This window comes from Sphaerochaeta sp. (genome assembly GCF_050256055.1).
In the GTDB taxonomy this organism is placed as follows: Bacteria; Spirochaetota; Spirochaetia; order Sphaerochaetales; family Sphaerochaetaceae; genus Sphaerochaeta.
The window spans coordinates 1-22,330 of the sequence record NZ_JBFWIJ010000034.1 but is presented as its reverse complement, the minus strand read 5'-3'; the positions used below and the strand labels follow the sequence as shown (position 1 = coordinate 22,330).

Genomic DNA, 22,330 nt, shown 5'->3' with positions numbered 1-22,330 from the left:
GCTTACAATACCTCTACAATAATGGAATCATCGGTGTAGATGCAGAGCTTTGCTGCAATCTCCACACTCTTGCGGGCAATCACTTCGGCACTCAGGCCCGGACTGGCTTCCAGATAGGCCAGAGCTGCCGACAATGCATAATTGCCTCCGCTTCCGATGCCGATTGCATCCCGTTCGGGATCCACGACATCCCCGGCACCGTTGATCAGAAAAATTCTCTTCCCGTCGCTGACCAGCATCATCGCTTCCAACTGTCGGAGCTGCTTGTCCACCCGCCATTGCTTGGCAAGTTCCACAGCGGAACGGGTGAGATCCCCGTTGAATTGCTTCAGCTTTGCCTCGAAGAGCTCAAACAAGGTGAACGCATCGGCGGTGGTACCGGCGAATCCGGTGATCACCTTGCCGTCATACAGGGTACGAACCTTATGGGCATTCGACTTGAGAATCGTATCACCTGCCGTGACCTGTCCGTCACCGGCTATTGCCACATGTCCGTCCTTGCGGACAGCTACGATGGTTGTTCCTTTAAAACTACTCATGTTGTTTCCTTCCATGCGGATGACACGCTGCATACACGCGTGCCAAGCGCTCCTGTGTTACGTGGGTATAAATTTGGGTCGTTGAGATGCTTGCATGACCAAGCAGTTCCTGTACCAAACGAATATCCGCCCCATTGTCCAGAAGATGCGTGGCATAGGTGTGCCGTAATACATGGGGAGTAAACGGTTTCTGCCACCCAAGCCTTCTTCTGTACCTAGCAAACATACTACCAACACTGCTCATCGGCAACTGTTTTCCCCGATTCGAGCAAAGAAGAAACGGGGTGTCGAATCGTTGTTGCTTCCAAGTCAGGTAGGTTTTCAGGATGGATTTCGTATGCTCGGTGAAGAACACATACCGTTCCTTTCTGCCCTTGCCCATAACACGCAGGCGTCTTTCATCCCATTCCATCTCGGAGGTGTGTACGGCTAGTATCTCACTGATCCGGCAACCGGTATCGTACAGCAGGTGAAACAACGCTTGGTCACGACTGGATGCAAAGTCTGTTACCGGTAGGGAAAAAAGGGCGACCACCTCCTGGACGGAAAGTACCGTCGGCAAATGGTTTTCACTTCGATGCACGGCGGCCAAGGCGAACGGATGCGTTTTGATCAATCCCTGTTTGAGTAGATGTGAATACAGGCTGCGCGCCGCACTGACCTTGCGGTTGATGGTGCTCTTCAGATACCGCTTGTCCTTGGTAAGATAGCGAAGGTACATTCGACCATCCTCGGCCGTTGCGTCCAGAAGATGCAAATGCAAGGTAGAAAAATACTGCTGTAGCTGCAACAGGTCATGTCGATAGGCCTCGATAGTATGGGGACTTCGATTGCGTAGATGACGCTGTGCATCGAGGAATGCCTGCATGATTTCTTGGTCAGTCATATTCCAGACTATACCATGAGCAACCAAAGCGGTACAGCGATTCCTTCCTCGGATCCGGGCCCAGATGCACCCATTTTTTCCAACCCAACAAGAAGGCAAGGTCTGCATAATCGCGTATCATCGGGGCTCCCATCTCCAGGAGCATTCGATTTCCGTCATATAATGCCGTATCACCGATCCGATGCACAAAGACATCCTTTCCTTGGTCGAGGGCACAGGTGGCACAGTGCAGGCTACCCGACCGCTTGGGAGCCTGCATCACCACCGTCGCCTCACCGAAAGCGGTCGAAAGGACATTGCGGCTGAGACAGCGGAAAGCCAAAGCCGGTGCATCCGGTTCAAAAGCAGAGACGAGACTAACCGAATCCAACAATGCATCGGCTGTGATGCGGCTGGTGGCCAGACCACAGTCACAGACCACCAAGGGTTTGCGATTCAAATCCACACATGCGTATACAGCGCTGCGGTCGATTCCCCTGCTGTTGCTCACTACGAGCTGAACATCGTTTGCCGCCGCCTCCAAAGCGAATGCATAGGCGTCCTGAGCGGCATTGCCGTCAGGGTAGCGGGTACCGCAAAGGGTGAGCAGTTGTGTGCCTGCCTCGGGAAGATGGCCGGTGTACATCAAACAAAACGGAGGGTTTTCCAAATGGCAGAACTGTGCGGGATACTCCTCCATCCCGTAAAAACAGATCCGATGCCTGCCATCGGAAAGGAAGGAGAGCATCCGTCTCACCTTCTGCATGTCTATACCGAGTCGGCATACCGTTGCCAGGGATGGCTCACGACAAGCGAGTGCATATTTTTCCAAGGTTGGACGCCTAAGCAGGCTGATGGCCAGCAAAACAGAGAGTTTCATATGCATCCAAGAGAAATCCCGGAGGTTTTTGCTTCACAGCATGGAAACGACGACTTTGACCAACAGGAGGGCGAGGACGAAGAGCATGACCGGTTTCACCACTTTCGAACCGATCCGCAAAGCAAGATGGCTGCCTAGATACCCGCCGAGTATCGCACTGAAGGCACAGGGGATGGCAATGGAAAAATCCACCACCCCGTGCATCAAGAAGGTAGCCAATGCTGCAATGTTGGACGCAAGGTTCACCACTCGGGCTGTTCCGCTCGCCTTCAGCAAATCCAAACCAAGGGCGGAGGTGAAGATTAAGGTCAGGAACATGCCGGTACCCGGTCCGAAGAACCCGTCGTAGGCTCCCATGACCAGCCCGGTCAAGGCACCAAGACTAAGGGTGAACGCCTTCGTGTGGTGCGTTGCACGCCCGAAATCAGGCTTGAGCAACATGAAAGCAGCCAACGCAGGTACCAAAAACACCAAGAGATAATGCAGGTATGTGGAGGCGAATCGGGTCGCAAGATAGGAACCGTATGCGGAACCGAGAAAGCTGAATACGATGGCGATCAATCCAACCGCCCAGGAAACCTGCTTTCTGGAGATATACTGCAATGAGGCGATGACCGTCCCGCTTGCCGAAGCAAACTTGTTGTTCCCCAGAGCCGTCTGCGGAGGAAGCCCTACCGCCACATATGCGGTAAGGGTGATCAACCCGCCCCCACCGGCAATAGCGTCGACGAATGAACCGAACGCAATGACGGGACAAAGAAACCAAAGTACACCCATCAATCGTCCTCTCCGTCCAATGCGGTGTGAAAGGCATCATAGGCTTCATGCAGGGAAGTGGTATCCACATGGGTATATATCTGTGTGGTCTGAATATCGCTGTGTCCAAGCAATTGCTGCACGCTGCGCAAGTCGGCCCCGCCCTGCAGCAAATGAGTTGCGAAACTATGGCGCAACGTATGAACCTTCGCATCCAGATTGCAGGCTTGGCAATAGGCGATGAACCGCTTGTAGATCGCCTGCCTGGTCAACTTGCGTCCCCGACGGCCGACGAACAGTGCTTTGGTGGCAAGATGGGTTCCGACCAGCTCGCCGCGAACCCGTGCAAGATAGGTATCAAGATAGGAGCGTGCCACTTCCCCGACCGGCAGAATCCGAATCTTGTCCCGTTTCCCCAGCACTCTCAGGTTTGCATCCTGATAATCGGAAACCTTGAGGTCACAAGCTTCACTGATGCGCAGTCCGCAGGAATACATCAGTTCAAACATGGTCCGATCGCGAAACCCCAACGCATCAGAGGTATCAATGCCATTCAACAGATCATCGATCTGCTGGACGGTGGCAACCTGGGGGAGCGTTTGTTTTTGCCTCCCCCGTTGGATGAAAAGCGCAGGATTATCGTCACGAATTTTCTGCAGCTGCAAGAACGAGAAAAAGGAACGAAGCGAGGACAGCATCTTGGCTACACTGCGTTCACAGAGCATGCGTCTATCGACCTGTTCGGTCAGCACCTGTTCCAGTTCCGCTGTCGTAATATGCGTGACGTCGATGTTGCATGCAAGGATTTGCGAGACCTCGCTCAGATACACTGATTGCGTCGCCTCGGAAAGGCGACGCTGGAAACCAAGGTACTCTGCATAATCCTCCAGCAGGAGGGAATCGAAAGGGGACATGGTCATTTTTCGTCAGGTTTCCTGGAGTACCTGAGCACTGCAGGAATGGTATAATCATTGGCATTGGTGCTTGGCCCTTTGCCCAACTGCTTCTGCAGATCCTGCCAGCGATTGACCTGGATGGAAGGCGCTTCCTCCCCTTCTTCCTGCGGTTTCTTGGCAGATACTTCGCGCTCCTCAAGTCCTTTCTCGCTGGACTTCTGCGCTGCGTACCGCCGCTTCACTAAATCCATGTCTGCAAGCTCGGCACCGACCACCTCTTCCTTGCGTTCGAAACCGGTAGCCACCACGGTAACCTTGATACGGTCTCCCAGTTCAGGATTGAACGCTTGGCCGGCGATGATCAGGGCATCATCAGAGCACTTCTCAGTGACCAGTTCGACCACGTCCTGATATTCCTGAAGGGTAAGATTATCGCTGCCAGCCAAATTAACCAAGACACTTTTTGCACCCTCGATGGAAGCATTTTCCAACAACGGATTGCTGATCGCCTGTCTTGCGGCATCCACCGCCCGATTGGCGCCTTCCCCGAAGCCGATACCCATCAGAGCATCGCCCTTACCCTTCATAACCGTTCTGACATCGGCAAAGTCGATATTGATTTCTCCGGGCTCGGTAATCAGCTCGCTGATCCCCTGCACGCCCATGTACAACACTTCATCGGCCATCAGGAAAGCCTGTTTGATCGGGGTATTGTTCTCCACGACCTTCAGCAAATATTGATTGGGGATGATGATCAAGGTATCAACCTGTTTCCTCAGTTTTTCAATACCGGTCTGGGCGAGCAACAGCTTCTTCTTACCTTCAAACGCAAACGGGGTCGTGACCACCGCCACGGTAAGGGCGTTGCAGCTCTTGGCGATCTCGGCGACGACCGGCGCTGCACCCGTCCCGGTTCCACCGCCCATGCCCGCCGTGATGAATACCATATCGGCATTCTCGATTTCACGACGGATGTCTTCCTTGCTCTCCTGGGCTGCCTTCTCCCCAACCTCGGGAACGCCACCTGCTCCCAGACCGCCCGTCAACTCCTTGCCGATGGGAATCCGAATCTGGGCGTTGGAACGCTGGAGGGCCTGCATATCGGTGTTCATCGTGACAAAATGCACCTTCTTCAAGCCGCTGGCAATCATGCGGTTCACCGCATTGCCTCCCGCTCCACCAACCCCTACCACTTTGATGACCGTGGAGGTGGCCTGCTCATCCTGGACCATATCCTCTACTTCAAACATTCCAAAATCCATAGCTATTCCTTCGCCCTTCGGCTCTCTTAGAACAATGTCCTGAAAAATCCCCGGAGCTTCGAGGCTGCCCCGCCCTCTTTCCGACGCGCCCGATCATGGTGAGACTTGGAATTGGATCCGGTTTCCTTCAATTTACGGGCTTCACTCTTCAGCAATCCGAGCACTGTGGTATATTGGGGACTGATGTAGCTTCTGTCCAAGCCTCCGATTGCCTCCGGGAAACCCAATCGGGCGGGCAAACGGAAAATCTCGCTGGCTAGTTCGGTAACCCCGCTGAGCAAGGCCCCCCCACCGACCAACACGACCCCACCGCCGAAGGAACCCTGTATCTGTGCTTTCTCCAAATCACTTTGGAGACGCGAGAATATTTCAGCCATCCGCGGTTCTATGACTTTACTCAATTCTTTTTTCGGCATTTTGATGGCCGGAAGCCCTCCAACCTGCGGGATCAGAATCATCTCATCACTGGAAACGGAAGGTACATAACTATGACCGCTTTCACATTTGATCTGCTCGGCCGCACCCCTGGTTTTGTTCAGGATATAGGCGATGTCATTGGTCACCGCCTCTCCTCCCAAGTTTACCCCACCGGTATAGATGGGAGCCCCATTGGCGTACGCTATCATATTGGTGACCCCGCTTCCGATGTTGATCAGGATCGTTCCCATTTCTTTTTCTTCACTACTGAGCACCACTTCGGAATCGGCGAGGCTTTGAAGCACCAACCGTTGTACCGAAAGTCCTGATCGTTGGATGCATTTGCGTTCATTCTGGCAAATGGCAGATGCTGCGGTGACAATCAGAACCCTGCTTTCCAGCCTATGGCCGAGCATATCGATGGGATCCTTGATTCCCATCTGTCCGTCGATTTGGAAATCCTGGACCAAGGTATGCAGGATTTCCCGATCCTGTGGGAGCTCGAAGGCGCGAGCGACTTCCAAGCTTCGGAAAATATCCTCGCGTTTGATTTCCTGATCCTTGCTGTTGATCCCCACCACCCCGGTACTGGGTATGCCGATGATGTTCTCCCCGCCGATGCCGATGATCACTTCATTCATTTCAGCTCCGGCTTGTAGCTCAGCTTCGTTGATCACCGTCTGGATGGTCTTGAGCGTCTGCTCAATATTGACGATGGACCCGGACCGGACTCCTTCGCTCGGATGCTCGCAGATGCTGTCGACCATGAGTTGGCCGTCACGGCTCACCGAGCCGATCACACATCTGGTCCGGCTTGAGCCGATATCCAATCCCATCAACATTTTGTCACCAGCCATTCCCAAAACCCCCTTCTCACCGTCTCATTGCCTGCGTACCAAGCCTTCGCGATACAAATCGTAGCGACTGGTCCCCGAGCTGAGGAAGGAGAGTGCATCCTTCTGTTGTTGTGCAACCAACGCAACCGCCGCCTGCACATGTGCCGCACTCACAGGCTCCCTCACCCAAATCTGGGCATGAAGGGACGAGAGTTCCAATACCATCTTTCCAAAGCTGTTACTACTATTATTATCGTATTTTATCGTTGTTATCAAGGTAGTTTTTCCCGTTAGGGATTGCACCAAATCCAAGACCTGCAGGAAACTGTCGTCCACACGATACCGACTCATCAATTCGGCATATTGAACGGGAACCTCGATGGTGGACACAACCTTCTTCCATGCAGGGATTTCCCTGGCATCCAGAAGCAGAAGCTTTTGGTCCTTGACCAAATACGCCTGTCCATCGCGATCGGTCAGTACCAGTACTGGACTGTCGACCAAGGTGATCGTCGCTTCCAGAATGGATGGCAACTTTCGTCGCAGCTGTACCGAGGCGATGGAGGAGATGGATGCAAGCAATGCTTCCTGTCGGGAAAGATTGATGGTGAACAAGGAGGTACCGACCAATGAAGCAAGCCGTTCCGTCGCCTGGGGTGGGGTTTCTTTGCTCCCGCCTTGTATGGTCACCTGGATTGCGCGCACATCGAATTGGGGAATGAACCGAAGTGTTGCGATCACCAGAAGGAAAAACACCGGAATAAGCAGAAGCATCAATTGGACCTTGATGCCCGGTCGTCTCATGGTGTGCCCCCTTCATCGGGAAAAAGGATGGCGCTTCGTTGTTTTGGTCCCAAACCGCTTTTCTGCAACTCCAGCTTGCCGCTGCTGAATAAAAGGATACGATAGATGATTGCACAACTGGAGAGCACCACGAACACATTCGTTCCACCTTGGCTGAAAAACGGAAGGGGGATGCCGGTCGGAGGAAGCAAGGCGGTCACCACCGCAAGGTTGATGATGGTTTGGGCCAGTATCATGGTGGTAAGACCGAATGCAAGCAGGCTGGAGAAGCGATCGCGTGTTTTCATCCGCTTGGCTGCATTGTATCCAAGGATGGCGATCATGGCGAACAGAATCAGGATGAATGTACTGCCGACAAATCCCAACTCCTCACACACCGAAGCAAAAATGAAATCACTTTGTACTTCGGGCAGGATGCCGAGCTTGTACTGACCGTTTCCCAAGCCCACCCCGAACCAACCTCCCGCCTTGATGGCTTTCAGGCTGGTGGCTACCTGATAATTCATACCTGCCGGATCGATGGCAGGAAACAGGAAGGAAAACACCCGCTTCACCCGATAGGGTTGGCTGAGCATTGCAACCAAGGCGGGAGCAAGCAGAAAACCCAACAGAAGTACCAGGGAGGAGAGTTTGAATCCACTGGCTAAAAGCAGGGCGAAACAGATTCCCAGGAACAATATGGCGGATGAGTAGTCCCGTTGCAGGAAAATGAGGCCGGTCATTCCCAGGCTGATGATGATCGGAAGCGCAAATCGCTTCACCGGTGACTCATCGCTTCGATCCTTTTGGTTGTATGCGGCATAGAACAGAATGATGGCGATCTTCGCAAATTCAGATGGCTGGAGGGAAGGCAGCGAACCCAACTGAAGCCAGCGCCGGGAGCCGAGCCGTTCCTGTCCGAGCGGAGTGAACAAGGTAAGCAGCAGCAGGATGATGGAACCGGCCAGAAGAGGATAGGCCAAAGCCTTGATCCAGGAAAGAGGTATATACCGGATGATCACTCCGACTACCAATGCCAAGACAACAAACATCAGCTGCCGGCTGAAGTAGTAATAATGCGGCAGGTCGTGGATCAGGGCCTCGTTGTAGGAGGCACTGTAGAGCATGATCAGGCCTAAGGCTGTGATGAGGATGATGATGCATAAAAAGGTGAAAGCACTGAGGCTTCCCCCTTCTTCCTCAAGCGTCTGCTGTCGTTGCCAATCGTCAAAATCTGATCGGATATCCATACGCTGCTACCTGAACACCATCAAGGCAAAGGAGGAGAAAAGCCAGGAAGCAAGGGTGAAAACCATAACGATTTTCGTTTCCTTCACTCCTTTCATCTCATATGCATGATGCAATGGGGCGATGACAAACACTTTCCTTCCGAATTTCCTGATGGCGATGATCTGGATCAAGCTGGTTGCAAGTTCCACCAAGAACAATCCACCGGCAAAAAAGACAACCACCTCGGTCTTCAGCAGAATTGCACTCAATGCAATGTAGGCACCAAGTCCATGACTACCGCAATCCCCCATGAAATACCGGGCCGGACGCAAATTAAAATAGAGGAATGCCAACAACGATCCCAGCAAAGCCGTGGAGGTACTGCTGCCATGCCGGAAACTGAGAATAACCAACAGCATCAAAAGAGGAAGGCTCGACCCGCCGGCCAATGCATCCAATCCGTCGGTGATGTTCACGGCGTTCACAAAATACAAGATGTAGAGCAAAGCGAATACATAATACAGCTTGCCCAGATGGAGGGTGAACGGCCCGAATGCCACCGACGTATCGATTACCCCATAGCTGGTCATGAGGATAAGCAGAATGGATGCCGCCTGGGCTTGCAACACCAATTTGAAAACCGAGCTCAGCCCATCACCGTTTTCGTTATGATCCTTGAGTTTGTCATCCAAGAAGCCGACCAATCCGAAGAGCAGCAATCCCGCTAGGGGGAACAGCACCCCGGATTCACCAAGCATCGGATCGAACACGGACACCCCCAAGGTCCCCATGCTGAATGCCAACCCACCGATGACGGGGGTTCCCTGCTTTGCAGCCTGGGTGGCGGCCAGTTCCGGCTTGATCGCTATCCTGCTGACTTGGACCACAGAAAGCAAAACCTTCGAGAGCACGAAGGTTACAGCAAAGGAACATCCAAGCAGCAGAAGCAGGCGATCAGGCATAGTGAACCCTCCTTCTGTCGGTGGCACTGCGGATGGAGGGAATCAGGCGTTCCATGGCGACAGATCGACTTGCTTTCAACAAGAACAGATCTCCCTCCCGCGTCTGAGCATGCACCACATGTTCCAACTCCTCGAAATCCTTGGTATACACGACATGTCCCCGATACCCGTATCGTCTCAGATTGCGGGCGGTTTCTTCCATTTCCCGGCCATACAGATAAGCCTTTTGGAAAGACGTGGCAGCCAAAGTCATACCGACTTTGCGATGTGCTTGGGGTGAAAGCGAACCAAGCTCCTTCATCGGACCGAGCACCACTTTCTTCGTCCCTCTCCAGGAAAGCGAGGAAAGATAGTTGAGGATACTGGTGGTTGAATCAGGATTGGCATTGTAGGAATCATCGACGATGGTTACCTTGCTTTGGTGAACGAAGGAACGGCCGTCCATCGGTTCAAACCCTTCCAACGCCGTTGCTATCTGCTCTCTGTCCGCTCCCAAATACTGTCCGACCTTGATTGCTCCAACCACATCCTCCAGCAAGTGCCTTCCCACCGATCTGACGCGGAACTGGATACCCTGATAGGTGATCTCCCACCCTTGCAGACCAAGATCGCGGGCTTGGATGTCGGAAAGCGCATACCGTATCAACGGCATGCGTGCCTGTTTTTGCAACACCTGTTGGTAATGGCAGGCCTCTGATACAAACCCCGCCTGCAATCCGGAATGAAAAATCCTTGCCTTTTGCTCGGCGATGATGCGGGGGCTTCCCATCTTTTCCACATGGGAGAGGCCGATATTGGTTACCAAGGCGATCGAAGGCTGGAGCATGTCCACCATCCGATCCATTTCACCGACATGATCTATACCCATCTCAAAGACACCGTAGCGGGTCTGCCCATCCAAAGCGAACATGCTCAAGGGCAAACCGTATTCACTATTCAGGTTTCCCGGGGTTTTTGCAGTAGGACCAAGGACGGAGGCAATCTTTGCAATCGCTTCCTTGGTGGTGCTTTTTCCGCAACTGCCGGTCACTCCGATGTTCGTGACCTGTCCGTATCGTTTGGCATAGGATTTTGCCAAGGCGTGGAGACTCTCCTTCACATTCTTCACGACAAGCACTGAACCGCTGAAGGAGGACAATGCTTTTGCAACGTGCTCCTCACTCACAACAACCGCAGCCGCTTGTTTTGCATCAACGTCAGAAAGGAATGCACTACCATCGGTCTTCTCTCCCTTGAGTGCGAAGAAAAGCGATCCATTCCCACATTGCCTGCTGTCCAATTCAACACTGGTGATGGTGCGCCCATTGGGGCGCAGGCAGATTGCATTGCACAGCCCGGCTATCTCGACTGCAGTGAGGTTGGAATTCGCAATCCGCTGATAAGCATTCATACCGAGCCTCCCCCGACGCTGACGATCGCCTCGGTTTTAATCGGTTGGAACACAAGATTCTGCTTCCATGCCCCATTGACCAATGCCTCGGGCATCGAGAGCTGGGAAATGCTGGCACTCAACACCTGCTGTTGTTCCTCCAAGGCCTGGCGATTCTGCAACAAGGTCTGATACTCAAGCTCGAGCGCACGGTTCACCCCTCGCTGCCACAGGGGAAGAAAGAGGGCTACCAGGATGCATACCAGCATGAGCAACAGCAGCCAGTGCCCTACACGGGTGGAACTGTGCTTGCTCGATGGCTTGATGTTGAGATCAGCCATATACCAGTCATTTCCCATACCCAACCTCCTACAGTTTCTCAACGACTCGTAACTTTGCGCTCCTACTTGCCGGGTTCTCCTCACGCTCCTGTTCGGAAGGCACCAGCGGTTTCTTGGTCAAAATGCGAATCTGCGGTTCGTCCTGGTCAGCCAATTCCTTGAACAGCCATTTCACTTTCCGGTCTTCCAAGGAATGGAAACTGATGACAGCCAACCGGCCGCCGCTCTTCAATGCCTTGACCGCACCCCGAAGCGCCGGCTCGATTCGGTCCAGTTCACGATTCACCTCGATACGGATCGCCTGGAAGGTCCGGGTTGCGGGATGAATATGTCCATAGCGGTAATTCGGAGGAACCGACTTGTAGATGATGGAAGCCAGCTCTTCGCTGCTGTTTATCTTGGCGGTTTTCCGGTGCTGGACGATTGCGCTGGCGATCCTGCGCGAATACCGTTCCTCACCGAACTGGTAGATGACGTCGGCAAGACGCTGCTCCTGATACCCGTTGACTACGTCGTAGGCACTGATGGGAGCATTCTTGTCCAGCCGCATGTCAAGCTCCTCATCCTTTCTGAAGGAGAATCCCCGTTCCGATTCCTCATAATGGAAACTGCTGATACCGAGATCGAACAGGATGAGATCATACTGCTCCTCTGCACACGTGGCGAAGAAGTCATCAAACCAGATGTTTCGGGGAGTGAAGCGCTGACCGAACGGTTCCATCCGTTTGATGGCTTTCTGTTGGATGACGCTGTCGCGATCCAATCCGATGACCGAGAGGTTCGGATAGGAGGAAAGCATCATATGGGTATGCCCCCCTTCCCCACAAGTACAGTCAACCATGACCGCCTGTCCTTGCTCTGGAGGAACGAGGTATGCGAATACTTCGTTGCGCATTACCGAGTAGTGCACGTAATCCATCACAGATCCTCCCTGATCATCTCACTCAAAGACTGGGCGGCATCCAGAAATTCGCCCATGCTCTGCTTCAGATATGTCTCATATTCAGTCTTGTTCCAGAGTTCAAGGTAATTTCCTGTTCCCAGCAACACCGACTCCTCTTTCAAAGCGAGACCTACGCTCTCACGAAGACTCGATGGTATGTTGATCCTTCCCACCTTGTCGAACTCACACAGTTGGGCTGGGGCGATCATGCCCCGTTGGAGGATCCGAAGCTTGCGGTCGAACATGGCTCCCGGTCCGCTGATGATGGTGTTCTTCAGATGTTCAAAATCAACGGGAAGCATCAACCACAGGCAATTCTCCAATCCCCTGGTCACATAGAGGGCCTCCCCTTCGAGTGCAGAACGCAATCGTGAAGGAATGAGTATGCGTCCCTTGTCGTCTATGGTGGTGTAAAATTCACCAGTCAACATGACCATGCCCCTCTCTTGTATCCCATTTTTTGGGATTTTTTCCCACTGGTACCCATTAATGTACACTTCTTACCACGAGAGCACAACCGAGCATTTCATGGTTTTCCAACCCATGTACAAGAAATATCCAACGCTTTGCTTAACAAGCGTGAACCAATAGGACAAAACTACTATATGCATGTTTAGCATAAAGAAATCCCCCCGCATTCGAGGCAGGGGGAGTGATGAATCCAAAGGCTATCGCTAGCGATTCGGATTGAAGATGTTATAATCGATGTCGCTGAAGATGATGTCTCGTTTCTCGGCTTTCACCAACCATTCGGTATTAACCGCATTTTTGCACATATTCCCGTAGACCACATTGAAATTGCGCAAATGGTTCTTCAGCCGCTTTTCGGCATATTCGGTACTGCTTTTGTTGAAGAGAATGAACGGCCAGTCGCTGGCCATTGCCAGCAGCACTTCGCGTGCCGCCTGGTTGAGGAAGCGCTGCTTGAGACTGATCTGATCACTGAATCGTACGGCAAGCTCCTCCATCCGCTCGATGGCCTTATGAACATGTCGGTACGTCCAAGCGTTGGAACCGTCCAGCCACACTGCACTGTAGCCGCCCTGCCCCCATGAGGAGAATGCCGGTTGTGCGGTCTGCAGCGAGGAACCTTCCTTCGCGAGGAAGGACGACGGGGTGACCAACTTCACTTCCTGCTTGTCCTCCGAAGCAAGCCTGATCACCTGTTCCAGCCAATCGATTCCCTCAAACCACCAATGCCCGAATAGTTCCGCATCGAAGCCGAGGGTGAACAGGGGTTCCTGCTGAAGTGCAGAACCCAGCTGGTCCCCTTTCCGGTTCAGGTTATACAAGAAATTCTTGGCATGCTCGGCAACCTTCGCTTGTGCCAAATCCCTGCGATAGGGTACTTTCTGGTCGGTCTGTCCGGTGATCGCCCAATATTTATAGCCGGTGAAAACCCGTACCCCGGGTTCATGAATGTACGGCTTGATGTAATCCATGGGAAGGTCATAGCCAATGTCCCGGTAGAATTCACGGTACACTCGATCAGTCGGATAGCCGCTGGAATTGGACCAGACCAAGCTTGTCGCCTGAAAATCCCGGGGGAAGGCTGCAACTTGGTTGGGACAATGCACCGGCCGATAATCCCCGCTTTCCACTTTCTGTGCCGAAAGCAACATACTTTGGCTTGCCGTCTGGAACCAAGATATCCCATGGTACTTGAGATTCTCTTCCAGACCCGGATAATACCCGCATTCCGGAAGCCAGAAACCTTTGGGGAGGTGGCCGAAGGTCGTCAAAAACGACTGGACCCCCAGTTCAACCTGCGCATTGATGGCGGTCGGATACTCCTGATACAAGGGAAGATAAGCATGGGTCGCCGCTGTGGTGGCCAACTCAAGATGACCGCTGCTCTCCAGCGCTTTGAAGGCTTCGAGCAAGTTGGTGCGATAGACATCCTGATAATCGGAAAGGTTCCTTTTTGCCTGATCCAGATAGAACTGTGCCATCTCCAGGAATTCGGGTTGCTGAGCCGCACATCGTTCGACTTCTTTCTCACCCAGCTCTACATGCCGTTCCATATACTGGAGGAAGCGTTCCTGCAGTACGGGGTCGCTGAGCATGCAGCACAAGGTAGGGGAGAGACTGACCGTCAAAGAAAACGGGACATGCTCGGCTTTCAGACGATTGAGCATTCTGAGCAACGGCAAATAACTTTCACTGATTGATTCAAACAGCCAGTCTTCCTCAAGGAACCGAGGAAACTCCGGATGTCGGACGAACGGAAGATGCGCATTAAGTATGATAGCGATGGATTTGGCAGGCATCAAAGAACCCCCTTGCTCAACGTCTGGGCCATATCACGAAGCACGGCATTGTCCACCAGCTCCCCTTCCTTCGTGATCAACGAGGATACATGGATGGCAAAGAGATTCTGATCCAAGGAAAGTTCGTCCAAATGATGCTGCCAATACGGTTGGTCGGTTTGAATCGGTTTACTTTGTGCAAGCGACTTCTCATCGCCCCGTGCATCCCTCCAGCACAGATCCACCAAATAGCGGGATCCCATGGTCGGAAGGTTGATATTCCACTGGTTGTCCTCAAGGCCGATGTTGATGTCAAAGGTCTTGATCTCGAACGTTTTCAGATCCATTTCCTGTACACGAAGGAACAAGACGCTTTGGTTCTGTCCGTCCTCACCGAATACGGTTTGCTGAGCGGAGGGGGACAACGACCAATAGGCATACGCCCACTGGGGGTCCCGGAGCAAGAGATGGATGGAAGTGTCAAAATAACTTTCCGGCAATTCCTCGACGCCGGGCAGTCCGTTGATCCGCTGTTGATTGCCCCTGAAATCGGTCAATGCATTGCAGTAGCGGCTGCGATTGACTTTTCCCTTCGATGCGGAAGGACCTTCGTCCTCTTGTTCCCCGAAGGCTTCCTCCAGGGCATCGATAAGTTCTTCCCGGTCCAAGGACGGCCAATCCTTCAGACCTTCTTGCTGCGCAATATACTGCAGCTCGGTAGTAGACAAGGAATCAATATTGATGAGAATCATGCTTACTCCCGCAACACACCCAGACGGATGTTCTTTCCGTCAATCGTAAAAGAATCATCCGTCTTAGTCAACTGCGTAGGTTTCCTCTCATCCGAACAGGGTTGCCAATGCTAGCTCGACCATGGCATTGAAGCTGTCCTGACGTTGCTTCGGAGGAACCTGCTCACCGCTCAGCAAGGAATCACTGACGGTCAGCAGGGTCAATGATTCAATCTTTTTCAGATGAGCAAGTGTATAGAGTTCACAGGTTTCCATGTCCACCGCCATGGTGCCGACCGACTGGGCGATCTGCTTTTTCTTATCCCCCTTGAGGTCATAGAACTGGTCACTGGTAAAGACATTGCCTACTGCGAATCCCAGACCTTTGGCCTTTGCCTGCTCATAGGCTTTGTACAACAAGGAAAATGATGCGGTCGGCGCAAAATGGTAGGGACCGAAACGGTTCTCATTCATCCCACTATCCGAATCGGCTGCCTGTGCGATCAGAATATCGCGTAGATGCAACTGTTCGCTCATCGTCCCGCAGGTTCCCACACGAACCAAACGCTTGGCATGATAGGAATCAACCAGCTCATGGGCATAGATGGAAAAGGAAGGCATGCCCATCCCGGTTCCCTGCACCGAAACGCGATTTCCTTGCCAATACCCGGTAAACCCGAACATACCTCGAATCTCATTGTATTGGATGACATCCGTCAAATACGTCTGGGCGATATGCCGTGCCCTGAGTGGATCTCCGGGCAACAATACGGTCGGAGCGATATTTGCAGGATCTGCAACAATATGTATGCTCATAAGCGCCTCCTCCCCTATTTTTCACCAGAAACGCACAAAGTGCAAGTCGGCTGTGGATGCAAGCTCTATTCCCGATGAGTTCGGTATGCTATACTCCACCGTGCAATATGAAAACACCTATACCTGAGAAAACCTCATTGATATTCCACGGACATTTTTATCAGCCACCGAGAGAAAATCCCCGGACCGGACTGATCGGCAAACAGCTCACGGCAAGTCCGTTTCCTGATTGGAACGAACGGATCAACACGGATTGTTATGGGGCGAACAGTCACAGCCGCTATCTTTCCGGGGTCCGCAGAATTCTGAGCATGACCAATAATTATGCTTACATCAACTTCAATTTCGGCCCCACCCTGCTGACTTGGATCGAGAAGCATCATCATCATACCTATGCGTCAATCCTTGAAGCGGACAAGCTGAGCATCAAACGGCTGGGAGCAGGCAATGCCATCGCCCAAGCCTACAATCATTCAATCCTTCCGCTCTGCACCAAAGAAGATGCCAGGACCCAAATCCTTTGGGGCTTGGATGATTTTTCCCGTCGGTTCGGCAGGGATGCGCAAGGGATGTGGCTGCCCGAGACCGCAATCAACCCGCAGGTGATCGACCTGCTTGCCGAAAGCGGGATCAAATTCGTCGTACTCTCTCCTTGGCAATGCAAGGCGATCGGGGAGAAGGGAAAGGAAATGGTCCAATTGCAGGGAAAACCGGCCCCCTATGGCCGGCCGTTCCTGCTCAACGGGAACAGCGGGGGGACCATCAGTGCATTCTTCTACAATCCCCAGCTGGCGGAAGGCATCAGTTTCGGCCATTTCCTCCGGGACGCCGACTTGTTGTACCAACGGTTGCTGGACATCAAACAAACCGAAGGCCAGAACCTGATCCATACGGCCACCGATGGGGAAATCTATGGTCATCATGAACCGTATGGCGACATGGCCTTGGCTGCGCTCATCAAGAAGGTGGAGGAACGGAATGATTTCACCCTTACCAACTATGCGGCGTATCTCAACGAACATCCGGCGACCGAGTATGCGTATCTATATGATGGGGAAGAACAGAAAGGCACCAGCTGGTCCTGCTCACACGGTGTTTCCCGTTGGTACAAGGATTGCGGCTGTCATACCGGTGGGGATGACGGTTGGAACCAGAAATGGAGGACACCGCTGCGTACTGCATTCGATCATCTTGCAGGGAAACTGGATACAATCTATACCGATCAGATACGCAACCTGTTGGGACCATCGGTCGACCCGACCGGCTTGCTCAATGCGTTTGCCCCGGTGGTTTCGGAGCTTGTCGACATGGATGCATTCCTCGAAACTTATACCACCGACTCCAAAACGAAGGAATTGCTGGCTAGGCTTCTCCTCGGCCAGAAATACAAGCATTTTTCCTACACAAGTTGCGGCTGGTTCTTCAATGATTTGGCAGGGCTGGAACCAAGACAGAACATAGTCTACGCCTTGATGGCTGTCCATTTGTATGAACCGTTCAGTGATGGAAGCATCCTGCCCACCCTTCTGGATGACCTGGGCCAGGCAAAAGCCAACCGCAGGCAGGATGGAACCGGCCGAACGTTCGCAGAGCAAGCGGAAACCGAACTTACCGGCGAGGTCGAGGCAGCCCTGTTTTTTACCCTCAACCGTCGCATCGCCCTTGCAGAGGATTTCGATTCAACCTACGGGTACTTTAGGCTCGACACCTCAACTCACCCTCATCATCCCACGATCACAATGGAACTGACCAACGTCCAATCACTGGAGCGTTTCTCCTGTACTGTGGTCGACCCTCATCCGCAACTCGCAAATCTTGAATACACCATCATTGTGAGAAACCTCCAAAGTGGAAGTACCGAGACCTATTTCATGGGACATGAGGACATCCCGCTGCGTATGCGAGACGAGCTGTTCCGACAGATCGACCGCAATATCTGCGTATTGGACAAAGAGCAGCTGAAGCGGTTGTCCAGCAACCTCTACCATTACACCAGCCTCGCGAAGAACGTCCCCTATCTTCCGATGGGAAGCTTGCATCAGGAGTTGATCGGGTCTTCCCTTAGTGCCATCAAGAGTCTGTTCATGTACGGCAGCATCGGCATGTGGGATTTGTTCAAACAGGATTTCACCATGATGCTCGATTTCTTTGTAAAATACGGGAAGCAACCTGAACTGGACTTGATCCGTACCGTATTCGATACGGAAATGGCCAATGTGGCGGAGAAAATCAAGCAATATGGATTATATGACAAAAATATCCGGTTCATTCTGGAATTCCTTCAGATAGTCAGGGAACGGAACTTCCAACCCGATCTGACGACAATCCAGGATGCGGTCTATCCCTTCTTAAGCATGCAGAGAAAACCGCACCAAGACACGGATATAGCCTTGATCAATGCCTTGGGGAAAACGTTAAATTTTGATATCGCCATCCATTAGGGAGCGATGAGAGCGGAAAGCTTTTCATCCTTGGAGAGAAACGAACGGGCATAGGAACACAGGGGTTTGATCAGGCAACCCTCGCGTTGGGCTTCCTGTACCACCAACATGACGAGACGGCCGGCGATTGACCGGCCTCTCATTTGTGGAGCCACATAGGTATGGTCGATGACGATCGTCCCATCAGCGAGATGGCGCATCGTGATGCGTCCCACCGGAATTTCTTCTTCATTGCCATAGGCGAACCCATACTCAGTCCGATAGTACTCCATCTTCACCCTTCCCTTCGCAGAAGTTTTCTGGCATGCTCCAGACTTTCCTGACTTTTCTCATCGCCGCTGAGCATGCGTGCAATCTCTCGTTCCCGTTCAGCTGCATATGCTTGTTTGATCATTGAATAGCTCATTCCCGACCGAATTTCCTTGCTGACGACCAAATGGGTATCCGCTTTACTCGCAATGGAGGCAAGATGGGTGATGACAATGACTTGATGGGTACGACTCAGATGCGATAGCTGTTCGGCGACCGAGAGGGCCACGCTTCCGCCGATCCCTGCATCCACCTCATCGAACAGCAACGTGGGAACGGCATCACTCTCGGCCAACGAGGTTTTCACCGCCAGCATGATGCGCGACAGTTCCCCGCCGCTCGCAACCTCTTTGATCGAACGCATCTCCAGCCCCGGGTTGGCACAAATCTGGAAACTCACCTCATCCATGCCTGAGCGCGTCGGCTGCGTTTCAGAAAAATCTATGGCAAACACCGCCTGTTGCATCCCCAGTGTCCTGAGTTTCTGCTGTACTTCGCCCGACAGGTGATCCGCCGCTCTCCTGCGTTCGCTGCGCAGCAGTTCTGCTGCCTCTACCAGGCGATGGAATGCACCATGAATCTGTTTCTCCAGTTTGCTGAGAACAATTTCCCCCTCCTCCGAAAGATTGAGCTTTTCCTGGCTTTCGGCAAGGAACGCCAGCACGGCTGGAAGAGACGGACCGTATTTTTTCTTCAGTCGCTGCAGCGATGCCAGTCTGGCTTGCAGAGCATCCAATTCCTGCTCGGAATAACTCATGGCGGAAAGATAATCGCGAAGGCTCTCATAAATATCCTGGATTTCTATGGATGCGCTTTCCAAACGTTGCACGAATACCTCGAGGGAGGAATCGGCCTTGGCTGCAAGCGTAAGTTGGCCTTTTGCTTGGTGCAAAGCCGATAGCGAACCCAAGCCGGCCTCGTTTCCATGGAGCAATCCGGTAGCCAGGCTCAAGGCGTCGTAAATCTGTTCGAAGGATGCAATGATATGGATTTTCTCAGCCAGTTCATCATCCTCACCTTCCTTCGGGTCGATCTTGGAGATTTCATCGACGGCGAACTGCAAGTAATCCTGTTGTTTTCTTGATGCTTCCAGCTGTTGTTTTCTTTGCTCTAGCTCCTGTTTCAGATCCATATATGATTCATACGCCGCATGATATGCTGCAAGCTGTTGTTCACAGGTGCCGTACGTATCCAATACCCGCAGTTGGTTCGCTCCCGAGAGCAGGCTCTGATGGTCACGTTGCGCACTGATATCCAAGAGTTCACCGGTTATCAGGGACAACTCGCCTCGGGTGGCCAACCGCCCTTGGATGGTTATGGAAGACCTGCCTGTATTCTTGATCGTCCGAGCCACCACAAGGGTATCCTCGTCAAGCGGTAACTGTTGCGCCGACAAGTAGGACGAAAGCTGGGGACCTGGATCAGGAATATAGAAACTGGCACTCACCGTAGCAGCGTCACAACCACTGCGAATGGCCTGTACATCGGTTTTTTCCCCCAGAAGCAACGCCAAAGCTCCCAGGATGATCGATTTGCCGGCACCGGTTTCGCCGGTTATCACGGTAAATCCCTGGGGAAATTCGATGATGCTGTCCTCGATCAATGCATAATGATGAATCTCAAGCCGTTCAAGCATGGAGGCCACCTCCCGACCAATTCAGTTTGTCACGAAGTACTTCTATGTAATTGCGCCGTTCGCTTGTAACCAGAAGGGCTTTGCTGCGGGATTTTTCGACAATGATCACATCTTCCTCACACAGTGCAAAATTCTGTTGGCCATCGAGGGAGAGGCTCAGGCCTGTTCGTTGCCCTTTTGGGATCGTGATGGTGATCCTGGATTCCCCGCTTACCACCAACGGTCGGTTGGAAAGGGTGAACGGGCAGATCGGAGTGATGATCAACGAGGAAAGATCAACATCGAGAATCGGTCCGCCTGCCGCCAGGCTATATCCCGTCGAACCGGTTGGAGTCGCGATGATCATGCCATCGGACCGGAAGAAACCGGCATCGGTTTCCCCGATGCGCAAGGCCATGCTGATGACTTTGCTGATTCCCGTGGAAGAGACGACCATTTCGTTCAATCCATGTCCGGTGAAGACTTTTGCACCATCCCTGAGCACGGCAACCCTGATCATCAAACGTCTGCTGATCGTATTCTTTCCGTCCAGATAGTAATTGATCGCCTCCTTCCATTCATGTACGGATATCTCCGTGATGAATCCGAACGTCCCAAGATTGATCGCGAGAATCGGGATGCCAAGATCCTGCAGGTACCGAGCGCAATACAAGACGGTGCCGTCACCCCCGAGGCAGATGACCAAATCGGTTCCTTTTTCCACAACCAGTTGTTCATCCCCTGCGTTGGTCCGGAATATGGTGCAGCTGATGCCTTTCTCCTCAAGATAGGCTGCAACCGTCCCGGAGAGCGTATGGGAAGCTTCTTTCTTCCAATTGGCGATGATCAGCACATGCTTGACGATTCTCTGTTCCATGGGTTTCTCCTTACGGTAGATGAGAAATGACCTTCATCAGAAGTTCCACATCCGATTGCTTGAGAAAGGGATAAATCGGCAGGGATAGGGAACGCAAGGCCGGAGGTATGGCATTGGGATACAAATCGAAACAATCCAAAAACGGTTTGATCAAGGATTCCGAGAAGGTTTTTTTTGCTGAAACCTGATATTTGTTTGCGAATTTTATGGCTTCCTCAGCCTTGGAATCAAGGATGACGCAAAATCCATAGCCGTTCGGCTGAAAATCGATGTTTCCGATCCCGTACAGTTTATGCTGCGTCTTGAGCAGAGCCTTGGAGAACAAGGCATGAAATTCCCGTCGTTTTGCGATGTGCTCATCAAGCCCGGCCAGCTGGATGATACCCAAGGCTGCATTCAGGTCGGGCAGTTCCTCAAATTCCTGCAACGGTTTGAACAGTCGTCTCAAAAGGACTCCATCCTGTTCGTTCTTGTACACCAAGGCAGCTCCCCCGGCGGTACTGATTACACTGTCTTCCTCGAAGGAGCAAAGGATCAGATCCCCCCAGCTTCCTGCAACCTGATCATCATAGGCGCTGGCAAAACTCTGGCTGATGTCTTCAATGACCCGTACCCCGAACTGACGGTAATCCGCTAGATGGGGGATCTGGCACATAGGTTCATGGATCAACAAGGCTGAACATCCAGCTTCCACCAGTCGTTTCGCCTCATAAACCGAAAGACATCCATGCTCGGGATCGATGTCACCGAGTTCGAGAAGGTATCCCAATTCCTCTGCAATGGTTGCATAGATCTGCGGAGACAATGCGCTTACTCCGATTGTGGACCCCTGGGGTAATTGGCAAAGCAGCAGAGCATTTCGAAGCGCTTGAGGAAAACTTCGTACAACGATGCCTCCCTGGGCTCCCACCTGTGCACAGAATTCTTTGAGAAATGCATTCTTACGCTCACCCGGGCCTATACGCTCATCGACCATGGTTTGCAATACCGCATCCATGTCTTTCCTTCGTAAGGTAGGTTTGTAGAAAGGAATCAGTGCCACTTGCGCCTCCTCGGGCAAGTATAGCGGTATTTTCAGGCAATAGGAAGGGTAAAAAAGAACCTCCGCGAAGGGAGGGACGGAGAAAAAAAAGGGGCCCGGCGGCTACCTACTCTCCCACGGCAAACCGTAGTACCATCGGCGTGAGGGTGCTTAACTTCCGTGTTCGGGATG

At 52.5% G+C, this 22,330-nt stretch carries 22 protein-coding genes and 1 rRNA gene; 1 reads left to right on the top strand and 22 read right to left on the bottom strand.

Annotated features, from left to right (window positions below; all coding sequences use genetic code 11):
- Nucleotides 1-2 precede the first annotated feature (2 nt).
- The 17 genes from hslV to deoD all read right to left on the bottom strand — a co-directional run bounded on the left by hslV (nucleotide 3) and on the right by deoD (nucleotide 15,875).
- Nucleotides 3-539, bottom strand: a complete 537-nt coding sequence (gene hslV / locus AB7C91_RS12135) for an ATP-dependent protease subunit HslV (protein ID WP_332447586.1) — start codon at nucleotides 537-539, stop codon at nucleotides 3-5.
- Nucleotides 532-1,425, bottom strand: a complete 894-nt coding sequence (locus tag AB7C91_RS12130) for a tyrosine-type recombinase/integrase (RefSeq protein WP_332447587.1) — start codon at nucleotides 1,423-1,425, stop codon at nucleotides 532-534. Before AB7C91_RS12130 ends, hslV begins: the two co-directional genes overlap by 8 nt.
- Nucleotides 1,418-2,284 (bottom strand): DNA-processing protein DprA, encoded by an 867-nt coding sequence (locus tag AB7C91_RS12125; RefSeq protein ID WP_428591799.1) that lies wholly within the window; start codon nucleotides 2,282-2,284, stop codon nucleotides 1,418-1,420. Before AB7C91_RS12125 ends, AB7C91_RS12130 begins: the two co-directional genes overlap by 8 nt.
- A 33-nt stretch (nucleotides 2,285-2,317) precedes the next feature.
- The gene (locus AB7C91_RS12120) at nucleotides 2,318-3,061 is read right to left on the bottom strand and encodes a TSUP family transporter (protein WP_332447589.1); all 744 of its coding nucleotides are present in this window, start codon (nucleotides 3,059-3,061) and stop codon (nucleotides 2,318-2,320) included.
- Complete coding sequence (locus AB7C91_RS12115; protein ID WP_428591796.1) at nucleotides 3,061-3,960, bottom strand: tyrosine-type recombinase/integrase; 900 nt, start codon at nucleotides 3,958-3,960, stop codon at nucleotides 3,061-3,063. Before AB7C91_RS12115 ends, AB7C91_RS12120 begins: the two co-directional genes overlap by 1 nt.
- Nucleotides 3,957-5,198 carry a cell division protein FtsZ gene (gene ftsZ / locus AB7C91_RS12110; RefSeq protein WP_332447591.1) on the bottom strand — a complete coding sequence of 414 codons (1,242 nt, stop codon included), beginning with the start codon at nucleotides 5,196-5,198 and terminating at the stop codon, nucleotides 3,957-3,959. Before ftsZ ends, AB7C91_RS12115 begins: the two co-directional genes overlap by 4 nt.
- Nucleotides 5,199-5,224: 26 nt before the next feature.
- The gene (gene ftsA / locus AB7C91_RS12105; RefSeq protein WP_332447592.1) at nucleotides 5,225-6,472 is read right to left on the bottom strand and encodes a cell division protein FtsA; all 1,248 of its coding nucleotides are present in this window, start codon (nucleotides 6,470-6,472) and stop codon (nucleotides 5,225-5,227) included.
- Nucleotides 6,473-6,496: 24 nt separating this feature from the next.
- Nucleotides 6,497-7,255 carry a cell division protein FtsQ/DivIB gene (locus AB7C91_RS12100; protein ID WP_428591791.1) on the bottom strand — a complete coding sequence of 253 codons (759 nt, stop codon included), beginning with the start codon at nucleotides 7,253-7,255 and terminating at the stop codon, nucleotides 6,497-6,499.
- Nucleotides 7,252-8,484, bottom strand: coding sequence for a putative peptidoglycan glycosyltransferase FtsW (locus tag AB7C91_RS12095; protein ID WP_332447594.1), 1,233 nt, complete (start codon nucleotides 8,482-8,484; stop codon nucleotides 7,252-7,254). Before AB7C91_RS12095 ends, AB7C91_RS12100 begins: the two co-directional genes overlap by 4 nt.
- Nucleotides 8,485-8,490: 6 nt before the next feature.
- Nucleotides 8,491-9,426 (bottom strand): hypothetical protein, encoded by a 936-nt coding sequence (locus tag AB7C91_RS12090; protein ID WP_428591788.1) that lies wholly within the window; start codon nucleotides 9,424-9,426, stop codon nucleotides 8,491-8,493.
- A complete protein-coding gene (locus AB7C91_RS12085) occupies nucleotides 9,419-10,816 on the bottom strand; it encodes a UDP-N-acetylmuramoyl-tripeptide--D-alanyl-D-alanine ligase (RefSeq protein WP_428591785.1) in 1,398 nt (465 codons plus the stop codon). Before AB7C91_RS12085 ends, AB7C91_RS12090 begins: the two co-directional genes overlap by 8 nt.
- Nucleotides 10,813-11,154, bottom strand: a complete 342-nt coding sequence (locus tag AB7C91_RS12080) for a hypothetical protein (RefSeq protein ID WP_332447597.1) — start codon at nucleotides 11,152-11,154, stop codon at nucleotides 10,813-10,815. Before AB7C91_RS12080 ends, AB7C91_RS12085 begins: the two co-directional genes overlap by 4 nt.
- A 10-nt stretch (nucleotides 11,155-11,164) precedes the next feature.
- Complete coding sequence (gene rsmH, locus AB7C91_RS12075) at nucleotides 11,165-12,055, bottom strand: 16S rRNA (cytosine(1402)-N(4))-methyltransferase RsmH (RefSeq protein WP_332447598.1); 891 nt, start codon at nucleotides 12,053-12,055, stop codon at nucleotides 11,165-11,167.
- Nucleotides 12,055-12,516, bottom strand: a complete 462-nt coding sequence (mraZ, locus tag AB7C91_RS12070; protein WP_332447599.1) for a division/cell wall cluster transcriptional repressor MraZ — start codon at nucleotides 12,514-12,516, stop codon at nucleotides 12,055-12,057. Before mraZ ends, rsmH begins: the two co-directional genes overlap by 1 nt.
- 237 nt (nucleotides 12,517-12,753) lie before the next feature.
- Nucleotides 12,754-14,349, bottom strand: a complete 1,596-nt coding sequence (locus AB7C91_RS12065; RefSeq protein ID WP_428591780.1) for a glycoside hydrolase family 57 protein — start codon at nucleotides 14,347-14,349, stop codon at nucleotides 12,754-12,756.
- Nucleotides 14,349-15,080 carry a DUF4912 domain-containing protein gene (locus AB7C91_RS12060; RefSeq protein ID WP_428591777.1) on the bottom strand — a complete coding sequence of 244 codons (732 nt, stop codon included), beginning with the start codon at nucleotides 15,078-15,080 and terminating at the stop codon, nucleotides 14,349-14,351. The genes AB7C91_RS12065 and AB7C91_RS12060 overlap by 1 nt, the downstream gene beginning before the upstream one ends.
- 87 nt (nucleotides 15,081-15,167) lie before the next feature.
- Entirely contained in the window at nucleotides 15,168-15,875 is a 708-nt protein-coding gene (gene deoD, locus AB7C91_RS12055; RefSeq protein ID WP_332446705.1) for a purine-nucleoside phosphorylase, read from the bottom strand.
- 107 nt (nucleotides 15,876-15,982) lie between these two features.
- Here deoD and AB7C91_RS12050 point away from each other — a divergent pair, with 107 nt between their 5' ends.
- A complete protein-coding gene (locus AB7C91_RS12050) occupies nucleotides 15,983-18,316 on the top strand; it encodes a DUF3536 domain-containing protein (protein ID WP_428591774.1) in 2,334 nt (777 codons plus the stop codon).
- Here AB7C91_RS12050 and AB7C91_RS12045 read toward each other — a convergent pair.
- The 5 genes from AB7C91_RS12045 to rrf all read right to left on the bottom strand — a co-directional run.
- Nucleotides 18,313-18,588: a GNAT family N-acetyltransferase gene (locus AB7C91_RS12045; protein WP_332446707.1), complete on the bottom strand. Its 276-nt coding sequence runs from the start codon at nucleotides 18,586-18,588 to the stop codon at nucleotides 18,313-18,315. The genes AB7C91_RS12050 and AB7C91_RS12045 overlap by 4 nt on opposite strands.
- 2 nt (nucleotides 18,589-18,590) lie before the next feature.
- Entirely contained in the window at nucleotides 18,591-20,261 is a 1,671-nt protein-coding gene (gene recN, locus AB7C91_RS12040) for a DNA repair protein RecN (RefSeq protein WP_332446708.1), read from the bottom strand.
- Nucleotides 20,254-21,117 (bottom strand): NAD(+)/NADH kinase, encoded by an 864-nt coding sequence (locus AB7C91_RS12035; protein WP_332446709.1) that lies wholly within the window; start codon nucleotides 21,115-21,117, stop codon nucleotides 20,254-20,256. Before AB7C91_RS12035 ends, recN begins: the two co-directional genes overlap by 8 nt.
- 10 nt (nucleotides 21,118-21,127) lie before the next feature.
- Nucleotides 21,128-22,159, bottom strand: a complete 1,032-nt coding sequence (locus AB7C91_RS12030) for a DegT/DnrJ/EryC1/StrS family aminotransferase (protein ID WP_428591768.1) — start codon at nucleotides 22,157-22,159, stop codon at nucleotides 21,128-21,130.
- Between the two features lie 93 nt (nucleotides 22,160-22,252).
- Nucleotides 22,253-22,330: ribosomal RNA gene (gene rrf, locus AB7C91_RS12025) — 5S ribosomal RNA — on the bottom strand; the annotation flags it as partial.